This window comes from Kitasatospora sp. NPDC089913 (assembly GCF_044748625.1).
Taxonomy (GTDB): Bacteria; Actinomycetota; Actinomycetes; order Streptomycetales; family Streptomycetaceae; genus Kitasatospora.
In genome coordinates this window covers 336,332-349,428 of record NZ_JBIVGI010000001.1, presented here as the reverse complement: position 1 = coordinate 349,428, position 13,097 = coordinate 336,332, and the positions used below count along the sequence as shown (strand labels likewise).

Genomic DNA, 13,097 nt, shown 5'->3' with positions numbered 1-13,097 from the left:
CCGGACCCGCTCCCGCACCCGGTGCGGCCCCGCCCCTTTTGCACCCGCGCCGGGCCGTGCAAGCATGGAGGTGATCCGGGGACGCCGCACGGCGCCACGAGACGACAACCCTTCAGGAGCCTGTTCGATGAACGCTTCTTCGCCTTCGCCTGCCCAGAACCAGGCGTCGACCACCACCCTCTACGGTGGGGTCACCACCCGCCGCGTCACCGTCCGCGACCTCGCCGCAGCCAAGCAGCGCGGCGAGAAGTGGTCGATGCTGACCGCCTACGACGCCCTCACCGCCGGCGTCTTCGACGAGGCCGGCACGCCCGTCCTGCTGGTCGGCGACTCCGCCGGCAACTGCCACCTCGGCTACGAGACCACCGTGCCGGTGACCATGGACCAGATGGTCATGCTGGCCGGCGCCGTCGTCCGGGGCACCAAGCGGGCCATGATCGTCGCCGACCTGCCGTTCGGCTCCTACCAGGAGTCCCCGGCCCAGGCGATGCACAACGCGGTCCGGCTGATGAAGGACGCCGGGGTCGGCGCGGTCAAGCTGGAGGGCGGCGAGCGCAGCGCCCGCTCGATCGAGCTGCTGGTCGAGGCCGGCATCCCGGTGATGGCGCACATCGGCCTCACCCCGCAGTCCGTGCACGCGCTGGGCGGCTACCCCGTCCAGGGCCGCGGCGACGAGGCCGCGCACCAGCTGCTGCGCGACGCCAAGGCGGTGCAGCAGGCCGGCGCCTTCGCGGTCGTCCTGGAGGCGGTGCCCGCCGAGCTGGCCAAGCAGGTCACCGAGCAGCTCTCCGTCCCCACCGTCGGCATCGGCGCCGGGGTGGACTGCGACGCCCAGGTGCTGGTCTGGACCGACTTCGCCGGTATGACGGCGGGCCGGGTGCCCAAGTTCGTCAAGCAGTACGCCGACCTGCGGGCCGTGCTCGGCGACGCCGCCCGCGCGTTCGCCGAGGACGTCCGGGGCGACGCCTTCCCCGCCCCGGAGCACACCTTCCACTGACGCGCCCCGTCACCGGGACCCGGCCACGGCCGGGCCGGGCCCCGGTGACAGCCGCGTGACAGCGCGCCGACAGCGCCTCGCCGGCGGGCCGCCCGTCCGTCACCCCGCTGACAGCGGGCTGTCAGCGGCGGCCGCCAGTCTTGGGGCATGACACGAATCTCCACCGCCCCGAACGACCGGGGGCCCGCCGCGGGGAACGCCGTCGAGGTCCGCGGCATCGTCAAGCACTTCGGCAGCACCAAGGCGCTCGACGGCGTCGACCTCACCGTGCGCGAGGGCACCGTCCTCGGCGTGCTCGGCCCCAACGGAGCCGGCAAGACCACCCTGGTCCGCGTCCTCTCCACCCTCATCAAGCCCGACGCCGGCACCGCCTTCGTCGGCGGCTACGACGTGCTGCGCCAGCCCAAGCAGCTGCGCCGCACCATCGGCCTCACCGGCCAGTACGCCTCCGTCGACGAGCTGCTCTCCGGCTACGAGAACCTCTACCTCATCGGCCGGCTGCTCGACCTCTCCAGCAAGGACGCCAAGGCGCGCGCCACCGAGCTGCTGGAGCGGTTCTCGCTCACCGAGGCCGCCAAGCGCGTCGCCAAGACCTACTCCGGCGGCATGCGCCGCCGCCTCGACCTGGCCGCCTCCATGATCGGCCGTCCCCGGGTCCTCTACTTGGACGAGCCCACCACCGGCCTGGACCCGCGCACCCGCAACGAGGTCTGGGACGAGGTGCAGCGGATGGTCGCCGAGGGCGCCACCGTGCTGCTCACCACCCAGTACATGGAGGAGGCCGAGCAGCTCGCCAACGAGCTGACCGTGATCGACCGGGGCCGGGTCATCGCGGCCGGCGGCATCGCGGAGCTCAAGGCCCAGGTCGGCGGCCGCACCCTCCAGGTCCGGCCCACCGACCCGGCCGCCCTGCCCGCGATGGCCCGCTGCCTGCACGACACCGGTATCGCCACCGCCACCTTCTCCGCCGACACCGGGCTGCTGTCGGTCCCGCTCACCGCCGAGGAGCAGCTGACCGCCGTGATCGGCGCCCTGGGCGGCCGGGGCTTCGGCATCGCCGACATCGACACCAAGCTGCCCAGCCTGGACGAGGTCTTCCTCGCCATCACCGGCAAGCCCTCGGACCGCCCGGCGGCCGCGGACACCGCCCCCAGCCTCGCCAAGGAGCCCGTCGCATGACCACCGCCACACTCGCCCCCGCCCGGGCCGAGGAGGGCCGGATCGGCCTGCCCGGCCACCTGCGGCACGTCGGCGCGCTGACCCGCCGCAACCTGATGCGGATCAAGGCCGACCCGGAGTCGATGTTCGACGCCGTGCTGATGCCGGTCATCTTCACCGTGCTCTTCGTCTACGTCTTCGGCGGCGCCATCTCCGGCGGCCAGGACGCCTACAAGCAGTACATGATCCCCGGCCTGCTCGGGCAGACCGGCATCACCCTGGCGATGGCCGTCGGCACCGGCCTCAACAGCGACTTCCAGACCGGGGTGATGGACCGGTTCCGGACCCTGCCGATCGGCCGCTCCTCGGTCCTGCTCTCCAAGATCGCCGCGGAGACCTGCCGGGCCCTGCTCTCGTTCACCATCCTGATCGTCTTCGCGCTGGTCCTCGGCTTCGAGCTGAAGGGCGGCTTCCTGGAGCTGCTCGCCGCGGTCGGACTCTCGCTGCTGTTCGGCATGTCCATCGTGTGGATCTCGATGCTGCTGGGCATGGCGCTGCGCAGCGCCCAGGCCGTCCAGGGGGTCGCCATGCTGGTCCTGATGCCGATGCAGTTCGGCAGTTCGATCTTCGCCCCGACCGACACCATGCCGGGCTGGCTCCAGGCCTTCACCAAGGTCAACCCGCTGTCCGCGCTGGCCGACGCCTGCCGGGCCCTGATGAACGGCCAGGGCGCGGTGGCGCACCCGGTGCTGATCGTGCTGGCCTGGTCGGTCGGCATCACCGCGGTCTTCGCGCCGCTCGCCGTCGCCCGCTTCCGCAAGCGGACCTGAGCCGCGGCCGACCGGCCAGCGCACGGTCCCGGACGCGCGAGGGGAGCGCCCGGGGCCGGCTCGGTGCACCGGCAGGTGACGGCTCAGTGCACCGGCAGGTGACGGCTCAGTGCACCGGCAGGTGACGGCTCGGTGCACCGGCAGGTGACGGCTCAGTGCACCGGCAGGTGACGGCTCAGTGCACCAGCCGGTCGAGCATGGCGTTGGTCTCCGCCATCGACATCGTCCGCCCCTCGGCGGCCGCCGCCTCGAACTCCGCGTCGCCGAGCAGTCCGCGCAGCACCTTCTCGGCCCGCTCGCGCTCGACCCGGTCGAGGTAGCCGCCCTTCGGCCCGTTCATCCCCGCGTGCGCGCCGAACAGCACCGCGGCCAGCCGGGCCCGCTCCAGGTCGCCGTCCCGCCGGGCGAAGGCCTCCAGCAGCCCGACCACCGGAGGCAGCATCATCACCGACATCTGCTCCACGAAACCGCTCGCCGCGGCCGGCACCGAGCGCATCAGCTGCCACCCCTCGCTGACCAGCTCCCGCCCGAGGTCAGGATCGCCCGCCCGGGCGGTGATCCAGCCCCGGGTGACCGTCAGCATCCCGCCCACCACGTCCGGGGCGAACGCGCCGATCCTGGTCCACCGGAGCACGTCCAGCTCGGCCAGGGCCCGCGCGAAGTCCTCGCGCTGCACGTTGATGCCGCAGAGCATCAGATGACCGAACAGCAGCGCGCCGTTGGTCGCCTGGTTGTCCCCCGGCTCGATCCCGTCCAGTGCCGCCCGGATCTGCCGCTCCCCCGCCTCGAGGTCACTGTCCAGCATCGCCGACCCCAGGTGCACCTGGAGCATCGGCACCTCCTGCGGCGCCCCCAGCTCCTCGGCCAGCTCGATCGCCCGGCGGTACGCCTCCACCGCCTCCGCCGAGCGGCCCTGGTTGGCCAGCGACTCGCCGCGCGCGGACAGCGCCTGGGACATCCCCCAGCGGTCGCCGGCCCGGCGGTACAGCTCCAGCGACTCCTCGCCGTCCAGGGTGCTCTGCTCGGCCCCGCCCGGCCAGTCGTTCATCATCTTGGCCCGGATCTGCAGGATGAACGCCAGGTCGCTCGCGTTGCCGTGCACCCGGCAGCCCGCCACCGCGTCGTCCAGCAGGTCCCGCATGGCGTCCAGCTGGCCGATCAGGAAGGCGCCGAAGACCCGCATCAGCCCGGGGAAGCGGTAGGACTGCGGCAGGTCCCGGCGGTAGGCCTCGGTGACCTTGCGGGCGATGGCGACCGCGTCCCGGTCCGCCAGGACGTCGAGATTGCCCTCGAACATGCTGATCAGCCGGTAGATGACGATCGCCCGACGGGCCTCCGCGAGCGCCTCCGGCGGCATCGGGACCGGGTACTCCAGCACGTGCCGGTCCAGCGGCACCGGACGGGCATCGGAGTCGAACGGGTCCGGGCCGATCGACAGCACGGCGTCGTACCAGCGGCGGGCCTCCTGGCTGTAGCCGCGCAGCGACCAGTACCAGCTCATGCCCAGCGCCAGGACCAGTGCCTCGCCCTCGTCCCGGCGGCGGACGGCGCGGCGCAGCGCCGCCCGGATGTTGTCGTGCTCGCGCTCCAGCACCGCCAGCCAGTGCAGTTGCTCGGGCCCGTGCACACGGAGGTCGGCGCCGCGGACCAGCTCGCGGAAGTACTCGACGTGCCGGCCCCCGGTGTCGGCGGTCTCCTCCGCCTCGGCCAGCCGCTCGTCCGTGTACTCGTGGATGGTCTCCAGCATCCGGTAGCGCGGCGGCCCGTCCCCGTCCAGGTCGGCCACCAGCAGGGACTTGTCGACCAGCGAGAGCAGCAGGTCGGCGACCTCCTCGCGGGGCACCTCGGCCCCGTCCGAGCAGACCGACTCGGCCGACTCCAGGGTCCAGCCGCCCGCGAACACCGCCAGCCGGCGCAGCACCGCGCGCTCCTGCTTGCCGAGCAGGTCCCAGCTCCAGTCGACCACCGCGCGCAGCGTCTGCTGGCGCGGCAGCAGGGTCCGGCTGCCCGCGGTGAGCAGCGCGAACCGGCTGTCCAGCCGGTCGGCGATCTGCCGGGCGGTCATCACCCGGAGCCGGGCGGCGGCCAGTTCGATGGCGAGCGGCAGCCCGTCCAGCCGGCGGCAGATCTCGGCGCAGGCCTCCGGGTCGCTGAGCGGGTCGAAGCCGGGTCGGGCGGCGGCGGCCCGCTCGGTCAGCAGCCGCAGCGCCACCGGGTCCGGCAGCGGCTCGACCGGCAGCACGGTCTCGCCCGGCACCCCCAGCGGCTCCCGGCTGGTGGCCAGCACGGTCAGCCCCGGGCACTCGGTGAGCAGGGTGTCCGCGAGGTCGGCGGCGGACTGGATCAGGTGCTCGCAGTTGTCCAGGACGAGCAGCATCCGGCGGCGCCCGCAGTGCTCGATCAGCCGGCGCACCGGGTCGTCGGTGCGGCCCTCGATCACCTCGGCGACCATGCTGGCGCCGGTGTGCAGGACGGTCGCGCGCAGGCCGAGCGCCGACACCACCGCGCCCGGCACCGCGTCCGGGCGCTCCACCGGGGCCAGCTCGGCCACCCAGACGCCGTCCGGCCAGTGCCCGGCGCCCTGCTCCAGGCGGCCGGCCTCGACCGACAGCCGGGTCTTGCCGGAGCCGCCGGGGCCGGTGAGGGTGACCAGCCGGCTGGTGGCCAGGACGGAGCGCAGGGCGGCGAGGTCGTTCTCCCGGCCGACGAAGCTGGTCAGCCGGCCGCGCAGATTGCCGGGCGCGCGGGCGGGCGGTGCCGGGGCCGGGGCCGCTGCCGGTGCCGCTGCTGCCGACGGATCGGACTCCGCGCCCGGGGTGCTCTCCGCCGCCGGTCCGACCGGCTCGGCCGGGCTCAGCAGCTCGGCGTGCAGCGACCGGAGCCGGTGCCCGGGATCGACGCCCAGTTCGTCCGCCAGGGCGCGTCTGGTGTTCTCGTAGTGGCGCAGCGCCTCGGCCGTCCGGCCGGACTCGTGCAGCGCCCGGACCATCAGGTACTGCAGCGGCTCGTCCAGCGGCCGGCCCTCGCACAGCTCGGCGAGCTCGGCCACCAGCCCGGCCGCCCGGCCGAGGCCGAGCTCGGCGGTGATCCGGTGCCGGCGGGCCTCCTCGCGCTGCGCCTCCAGCCTGGTCGCCGGACCGCCGCGGTCCGGCAGGTCGGCGAGCGCCGGGCCGCGCCACAGCGAGAGCGCGGCGGTCAGCCGCTCGGCGGCGGACACGTGGTCGCCCTGCTCCAGCGCCCGGCTGCCCTCCCCGGCCAGCCGCTGGAACTCGGCGAGGTCGGTGGCCGGGTCGGTCAGCCAGTAGCCGGCCGGGCCGGAGCCGACCCGGTCGCGGCCGATGGTCCGGCGCAGCCGTCCGACCAGGGTCTGGAGCGCGGCCGACGCGTCCTGCGGCGGCTCGGCGTCCCACACCTCGTCGACCAGCAGGTCGGCCGGCACCGGCCGCCCCTGGCGCAGTGCCAGCGCGGCGAGCAGGGCGCGCAGCCGGGCACCGCCGAGCGGGACCGGGGTGCCGTCGTCGTGATGGGCCGTGGTGGTGCCGAGGATGCCGTAGTGCACCGCACCATTCTGGTGGATCGCCCCCGTCCCCCACGCACATTTGTCCGGCCCCCGACCCTGACTGCACCCTGAGTCCGGCGGATCGGGCCAGGAACCCGGTGCCGGGACCCGTACGTTCATCCTGGACGGCTTGTCCGGCACGGGCCCGCCCGGCATGATCGGCCTCTGCCCGCCCTCACCTCCCCGACCACCGGAGCACCCACACCATGACCTTCGCCGCCACGCAGCGCTCACGCAGCGAGGACCGCCGGATCAGCCCGGTGTTCTGGGTCCTGCTCGCGATCTTCGCCACCTCCGCGGTGGCGGTGTTCCAGGGCTACGGCAACGCCCGGTTCGGGATCTTCCTGTTCGTGGTGGCCGGCTGGATGGTCTCGCTCTGCCTGCACGAGTACGCGCACGCGCGCACCGCGCTGCACGGCGGCGACATCAGCGTCGGCGCCAAGGGCTACCTGACCCTCAACCCGTTCAAGTACGCCAACGCCCTGCTCAGCTTCGTGCTGCCGATCGTCTTCGTCCTGCTCGGCGGCATCGGCCTGCCCGGCGGGGCGGTCTGGATCGAGCGGCACCGGGTGCACGGCCGGCTCAAGCACAGCCTGATCTCGGCCGCCGGGCCGCTGGTGAACCTGCTCGCCGCGGTGCTGCTGCTGGTCCCGGTCGGCGCGGGCTGGCTGGACGACCCCGCGGTGCACGCGGTCTGGAACGGCTACGAGCTGGACGTCTCGCCGCTGGCGCTCGCGCTGGGCTTCCTCGGCATGCTGCAGCTGAGCGCGACCCTGCTCAACCTGCTGCCGGTGCCCGGCCTGGACGGCTACGGGATCGTCGAGCCCTGGCTGTCGGCCAAGACCCGGCGGACGATCGAGCCGTTCGCGCCGTACGGCATGCTGGCCGTCTTCGCGCTGCTCTGGCAGCCGGAGATCAACCACTGGTTCTTCGAGGTCGTCTACGGGGCGATGGACCTGGTGGGCGTCGACCGGGCCTACGCGCAGGTGGGCCACGAGCTGTTCATGTTCTGGAAGAACTGAGCGGACCGGAGCGCGGCGTGTCCTGAGGAACGGGCCTCAGGACTGCTCGGCGGCGGCCCGGGCCAGCTTCTCCCGGCGCAGGTTCATCCAGAGCACGTTGCTGGCGATGCCGGCCATCGGCAGCCAGATCAGGCCGAGCCACCAGCCCTGCACCAGCGAGACCACCGCGGCGGCCAGCGCGAGGACGACGACGAGCGAGGCGAGGACGGACGTGCGGGGCATGGCGGGGTACTCCTGCGGCCGGGGGTGTGGTCGGCCCCCATTGTCGCCGACCTCACCCCCGGAGCGGCTCCAGGGGTGAGACCGGCGATCCGGTCCGACCGTCGCACGGTCGGACGACCGGATGTTCGGAGGACCGGAGGACCGGACGACCGGACGACCGGACGACCGGACGACCGGACGACCGGACGACCGGACGACCGGACGACCGGACGACCGGACGACCGGACGACGGTGATCAGACGTCGGTGATCCGCAGACCCGCGTGCGCCTTGTAGCGGCGGTTGACCGAGATCAGGTTCGCCACCAGGGACTCCACCTGGTGGGCGTTGCGCAGCCGGCCGGCGAAGATGCCGCGCATGCCCGGGATCCGGCCGGCCAGCGCCTGCACGATGTCGGTGGCGGCGCGCTCCTCGCCGAGCACCATGACGTCGGTGTCGATCCGCTCGATCGACTCGTCCTGCAGCAGCACCGCCGAGAGGTGGTGGAAGGCCGCGGTCACCCGGGAGTCCGGCAGCAGGGCGGCGGCCTGCTGGGCGGCGCTGCCCTCCTCCGGGACGAGCGCGAAGGCGCCCTGCTTGTCGAAGCCGAGCGGGTTGACGCAGTCCACCACGATCTTGCCGGCCAGCTCCTCGCGGAGGGCGGTGAGGGTGGCGGCGTGCCCGTCCCACGGCACGGCCACGATGACGATGTCGCTCTCCCGAGCGGTGGCGGCGTTGTCGGCGCCGCGCACCCCCAGGCCGATCGCGTCCGCCGAGGCCTGCGCGCGGGCCGCGTCGCGCGAGCCGATGATCACCTGCTGGCCGGCCTTGGCCAGCCGCAGGGCCAGCCCCCGCCCCTGGTCGCCGGTGCCACCGAGGACGCCGACCACCAGCTGCGAGACGTCCGGCAACTCGTGGGCCGGGTTTGTCGCTGAATCGAGGGAAGTCATGGGCCGATCCTGCCAAACGAGCGGCCCGTCGCGACATCCTGAGCGCCATGGACGCGGTGAGAGTTTCGGCACTGAGGGACCGTCTGGCCGGAACCGGTTGGCTGGAAGCCGTCGGCGGCTTCGCCGGGGAGCTGCGGCACGCGGTCACCCGGCGCGGGGCGGGCGAGCTGCTGCTCGTCGGCACCACCGGGTACGAGCCCTGGCACCTGGCCGCCCATCTGGAGGACGAGGCCGCCTGGTCGGACGTCCCCCGGCTGGCGCCCACCCTGCTGCGGCACCGGGTCCCGGCCGCCGCCCCGGCCCATCTGGCACACGGCCTCGGCCGGCTGACCGGGGCCGGACGCGGCGCGACCGTCCTGGTGGTGGCCCCGACGGCGGCCGGGGACACGCTGCTGGAGCGGGTGCACGACGCCCGGCGGCAAGGGGCGACGGTGCTGGCGCTGGAAGGCGCCGCGCCCTCCTCCCCGGGCGGGTCCGCCGTCGGCCCGGGCGGGTCCGCCGGCCCGGGCGACCTGGCCGGGCTGGCGCACGGGCGGCTCGCCCTCGGCACGGCCGAGGAGGAGCCCTTCGACCTCGCCCAGCACCTGGTCAGTGCCGCCGCCGGGCAGCCGCCCGGGCAGCGCTCGGCGCTGGGGCGACTGGCCGCGCTCGCCGAGCGGCTCACCGCGGGGCCGACGATCAGCCGCTGGTGACGGCGGGGCGCCGGACGGGAACCGCGGGCGGACAGGGCGGCGGACGGGAACGGCGGGCAGGGACGGCGGGCGGACAGGGCGCGCCGGACGGGGACGGCCGACGGACAGGGCGGCGCCGGAAAATCCGTTGCGGCCGGGCCCGGCCCCCGCACAGGATGGTCGCTCGTGAACGAAGCCGTCCCGTCCCCGAGCGGCCGGGTGAGATCCCTGCTGCGCGCGGTCGCTCCCGACCTGACCCCCTGGCGCTCCTCCCGGGAGTTCCGCCTGCTGTGGCTCTCCGGCTGTGTCACCGGCTTCGGCAGCTTCCTCACCTACGTCGCCGTGCCGATGCAGATCAAGGAGCTGACCGACTCCTCGGTCGCGGTCGGCCTGGTCGGCGCCTTCGAGCTGGTCCCGCTGATCGTCTTCGGCCTCTGGGGCGGCGCCCTCGCCGACGCCCTGGACCGCCGGCGCCTGGTGCTGTTCGCCGAGGCGGGCCTCGGTCTGCTCAGCGTCCTGCTGCTGGTCAACGCGCTGCTGCCGACCCCCGTGCTGTGGCCGATCTACCTGGTGGCCGCGCTGGTCGCCGCCGCCGACGGCCTGCAGCGCCCGTCGCTGGACGCGCTCACCCCCCGGATCGTCCCGCACGACCAGCTGACCGCCGCCTTCGCGCTGAACTCCCTCTACCGCAACGCCGCCTCGGTGGCCGGTCCGACCCTGGCCGGCGTCGTGGTCACCTTCGCCGGGGTGCAGACCGCGTACGCGCTGGACGTGGTCACCTTCGGCGCCTCGCTGCTGCTGCTCTCCCGGATCCGGGCGGTGCCGCCGCCCAGCGGCGCCGAGAAGCCCTCGGTGCGGGCGGTCCTCACCGGCGTCCGCTACGCGTGGAGCCGCAAGGACCTGCTCGGCACCTACGCGATAGACCTGTGCGCGATGCTGTTCGCCTTCCCGGTGGCGATCTTCCCGTTCCTGGCCGCCGAGCTGGACGCCGGCTGGGCGCTCGGCCCGATGTACGCCGCCTCGGCGGTCGGCGCCCTGCTGGTCTCGGTGACCGGCGGCTGGACGTCCCGGATCCACCGGCACGGCCGGCTGCTGCTGTTCGCGGCGCTCGGCTGGGGCGTGGCGATCGCCCTGGCCGGACTGGTCGGTTCGGTCTGGCTGGTGCTGCTCTTCCTGGCCCTGGCCGGCGGCGCCGACCAGATCAGCGGGATCGCCCGCTCCACGCTGTGGAACCAGTCGATCCCGGACTCGGTGCGCGGCCGGATGGCCGGCGTCGAGCTGCTCAGCTACTCGGTCGGGCCGCAGCTCGGCCAGGTCCGGGCGGGCGGCATGGCCGGACTGGTCGGCGTCCGGGCCTCGGTGTGGGTCGGCGGCGTGGCCTGTGTGGTGGGCGTGCTCGCGCTCGCCACCGCGCTGCCCCGGCTGCTGTCCTACGACGACCGCACCGATCCGCACGCGGCCGCCGTCCGCGCCGAGCACGAGCAGGCGGCGGCGGAACGGGACCGGGCCGCGGCGGACCGGGCGACGGGGCCCGTCCCGTCCGAGGAGAGCCCCGCCACCGCCTAGCCGCCGACCGGGGCTACTCCCCCGGGCCCTCCTCGGGCCGGTCGTTCCACCGGGGGTCGTCCTTCCACTCGCGGTTGCGCAGCTCCGCCGTCTCCAGTGCGTGCGCGGCCTCCTGCTGCGTGGCGTACGGGCCCAGGCGGTCCTTGGCCGGGCACTCCGGCCCTTCCTCGACCTTGCCGTGCTTGATGCAGTAGAACCATTCGCCGGGCTGGCCGGTCGGCTTGTTCCGCCCGAATCCCAGGGGCATCGTGGTCACCTCCGTATCGGCGGTCGTGTCCCCGCCTTGGCGTCGCGTCGTCCTGATCATTCCCCGCCCCGGTGCCGTCCGCACACCCGGCGCCCGCCCCGGGCCGGAGGGCCCGACACTTAGAATCGGCGCCATGGCACTCGTACCCGGCATCCAGTCACCCATCCGCAAGGTCCCGGCGCACATCCCGCGCCCCGAGTACGTCGGGAAGCCCGCGCCGACGCCGTACACCGGGCCCGAGGTGCAGACCGCCGAGACGATCGAGAAGATGCGGATCGCCGGCGGGATCGCCGCCCGGGCGATGGCCGAGGCGGCGAAGCTGATCTCGCCCGGCGTCACCACGGACGCGCTGGACGCGGTCGCGCACACGTACATGTGCGACCACGGGGCCTACCCGTCCGACCTCGGCTACCGGGGTTTCCCCAAGTCGGTCTGCACCTCGATCAACGAGGTCATCTGCCACGGCATCCCCGACTCGACCGTCCTCCAGGACGGCGACATCGTCAACATCGACGCCACCGCCTACATCCACGGGGTGCACGGCGACCTCAACGCCACCTACCTGGTCGGCGACGTGGACGAGGAGTCCCGGCTGCTGGTCGAGCGGACCAGGGAGTCGCTGGACCGGGCGATCAAGGCGGTCAAGCCGGGGCGCCTGATCAACGTGATCGGACGGGTCATCGAGTCCTACGCCAAGCGCTTCGACTACGGCGTGGTCCGGGACTTCACCGGCCACGGCATCAACACGTCGTTCCACTCCGGCCTGATCGTCCCGCACTACGACAGCGAGCGGGCCACCGAGGTCATCAAGCCGGGCATGACCTTCACCATCGAGCCGATGCTCACCCTGGGCACCTACGACTACGAGATCTGGCCGGACGGCTGGACCGTCGTCACCAAGGACCGCAAGCGCACCGCCCAGTTCGAGCACACCCTGGTGGTCACGGCGGACGGCGCGGAGGTCCTCACCCTCCCGTAGCGCCGGACGACGACGGGGCCGGCCCGGTGGGCCGGCCCCTTCGTCGTCGGAAGGCCGATCGGTCGGTGGGTCGGGTTCGTCGGTCAGCCGATCAGCCACTGCTCCTCGGCCACCGCGCCCACCTCGGTGCAGGCGTCGGTCAGCACGTCCAGGACGCGCAGCGGGTCCGGCAGGGGCTGCTCCGGCCCCCGCAGCCACCGCACCTCCGAGCCGTCCGGCAGCGCGGCCGGCGGCAGCAGGGTGTACGAGCCGCGGCAGTGCCAGCGCAGGCCGGGGTGCTCCGACATGGTGTCGGGCGTGGAGTCCAGGGCACTCGGCCACCACTCGTCCTCGTCCACCGGGGTGCCCCTGGTGGCGGTGAAGAACAGGTAGCGGTCCTCGCCGACCGCGGCCACCGGGCCCTCGACGCCGAGCGCGGTCAGCCGGTCCAGCGCGAGCCGCCCGGCCTCGGCCGGGACGTCCAGTACGTCGTGGGCGCGGCCGGTGGCGGTGACGAAGTTGGCCAGCGGGTCGCGGGAGAGCCAGCGGGCGAGCTGCTCCGGGTCGGTGGTGGCCTGCGTCTGCCAGGCGAAGGAGACCGGGTGCTGGGCCGGGGCCGGACAGGCCACCCGGTCGCAGGAACAGCGGTACCCGGCCGGATGCGCGGCGGGAGCGAGCGGGAACCCGGCGCGGACCGCGCCGAGCAGTTGGTCCAGTCTGGCGGCGGGGGTGTCGGGTGCCGCCGACCGGGCCCGCTCACGATCCCGCTTCTGCCACCAGGCCGTCCACCTGCCGCCGGATTCCATCGGGCCCCTTCCGCGCATTGCCGTGCCTGGTGTGACACAGCGTTCGACGTACCACTCCGACGCAACGCACGGCACCCCCCACTGCTTCCCCGGGTGGTGCTCGGCACTGCGGTCCCGCGCCCCGCCGGCCGGA

Annotated in this window: 12 protein-coding genes; 7 read left to right on the top strand and 5 right to left on the bottom strand. The window is 74.0% G+C overall.

Translation table 11 applies throughout. The features are described 5' to 3' along the window. Positions 1-127: 127 nt before the first annotated feature. The 3 genes from panB to ACIPYS_RS01595 all read left to right on the top strand — a co-directional run bounded on the left by panB (position 128) and on the right by ACIPYS_RS01595 (position 2,985). On the top strand, positions 128-997 hold the full coding sequence (gene panB / locus ACIPYS_RS01605) for a 3-methyl-2-oxobutanoate hydroxymethyltransferase (protein WP_093862268.1): 870 nt from the start codon (positions 128-130) through the stop codon (positions 995-997). A 147-nt stretch (positions 998-1,144) separates the two neighbouring features. Next, entirely contained in the window at positions 1,145-2,176 is a 1,032-nt protein-coding gene (locus tag ACIPYS_RS01600; protein ID WP_093862267.1) for an ATP-binding cassette domain-containing protein, read from the top strand. After that, a complete protein-coding gene (locus ACIPYS_RS01595; protein WP_093862266.1) occupies positions 2,173-2,985 on the top strand; it encodes an ABC transporter permease in 813 nt (270 codons plus the stop codon). The genes ACIPYS_RS01600 and ACIPYS_RS01595 overlap by 4 nt, the downstream gene beginning before the upstream one ends. Before the next feature lie 175 nt (positions 2,986-3,160). Here the strand turns inward: ACIPYS_RS01595 and ACIPYS_RS01590 are convergent, their stop codons facing one another. Then, positions 3,161-6,544, bottom strand: a complete 3,384-nt coding sequence (locus ACIPYS_RS01590) for a BTAD domain-containing putative transcriptional regulator (protein ID WP_093862265.1) — start codon at positions 6,542-6,544, stop codon at positions 3,161-3,163. 206 nt (positions 6,545-6,750) lie between these two features. Here ACIPYS_RS01590 and ACIPYS_RS01585 point away from each other — a divergent pair, with 206 nt between their 5' ends. Then, complete coding sequence (locus ACIPYS_RS01585) at positions 6,751-7,566, top strand: site-2 protease family protein (RefSeq protein WP_093862264.1); 816 nt, start codon at positions 6,751-6,753, stop codon at positions 7,564-7,566. 36 nt (positions 7,567-7,602) lie between these two features. On the opposite strand, the gene ACIPYS_RS01580 is transcribed toward ACIPYS_RS01585, so the two are convergent. Together ACIPYS_RS01580 and npdG are read right to left on the bottom strand one after the other, a co-directional pair. After that, positions 7,603-7,788: a hypothetical protein gene (locus tag ACIPYS_RS01580; protein WP_093862263.1), complete on the bottom strand. Its 186-nt coding sequence runs from the start codon at positions 7,786-7,788 to the stop codon at positions 7,603-7,605. Positions 7,789-8,023: 235 nt separating this feature from the next. After that, positions 8,024-8,716: an NADPH-dependent F420 reductase gene (gene npdG / locus ACIPYS_RS01575; RefSeq protein WP_045940430.1), complete on the bottom strand. Its 693-nt coding sequence runs from the start codon at positions 8,714-8,716 to the stop codon at positions 8,024-8,026. 47 nt (positions 8,717-8,763) lie between these two features. Here npdG and ACIPYS_RS01570 point away from each other — a divergent pair, with 47 nt between their 5' ends. Then, on the top strand, positions 8,764-9,408 hold the full coding sequence (locus ACIPYS_RS01570; protein WP_400741809.1) for a hypothetical protein: 645 nt from the start codon (positions 8,764-8,766) through the stop codon (positions 9,406-9,408). Between the two features lie 165 nt (positions 9,409-9,573). After that, on the top strand, positions 9,574-10,953 hold the full coding sequence (locus tag ACIPYS_RS01565; RefSeq protein ID WP_400741806.1) for an MFS transporter: 1,380 nt from the start codon (positions 9,574-9,576) through the stop codon (positions 10,951-10,953). A 13-nt stretch (positions 10,954-10,966) separates the two neighbouring features. On the opposite strand, the gene ACIPYS_RS01560 is transcribed toward ACIPYS_RS01565, so the two are convergent. Further along, complete coding sequence (locus ACIPYS_RS01560) at positions 10,967-11,200, bottom strand: hypothetical protein (RefSeq protein WP_093862261.1); 234 nt, start codon at positions 11,198-11,200, stop codon at positions 10,967-10,969. A 133-nt stretch (positions 11,201-11,333) separates the two neighbouring features. Between ACIPYS_RS01560 and map the strand changes: the two genes are divergently transcribed. Then, entirely contained in the window at positions 11,334-12,179 is an 846-nt protein-coding gene (map, locus tag ACIPYS_RS01555) for a type I methionyl aminopeptidase (protein WP_400741802.1), read from the top strand. 83 nt (positions 12,180-12,262) lie between these two features. Here the strand turns inward: map and ACIPYS_RS01550 are convergent, their stop codons facing one another. Continuing rightward, entirely contained in the window at positions 12,263-12,964 is a 702-nt protein-coding gene (locus ACIPYS_RS01550; protein ID WP_093862260.1) for a bifunctional DNA primase/polymerase, read from the bottom strand. Positions 12,965-13,097 lie beyond the last annotated feature (133 nt).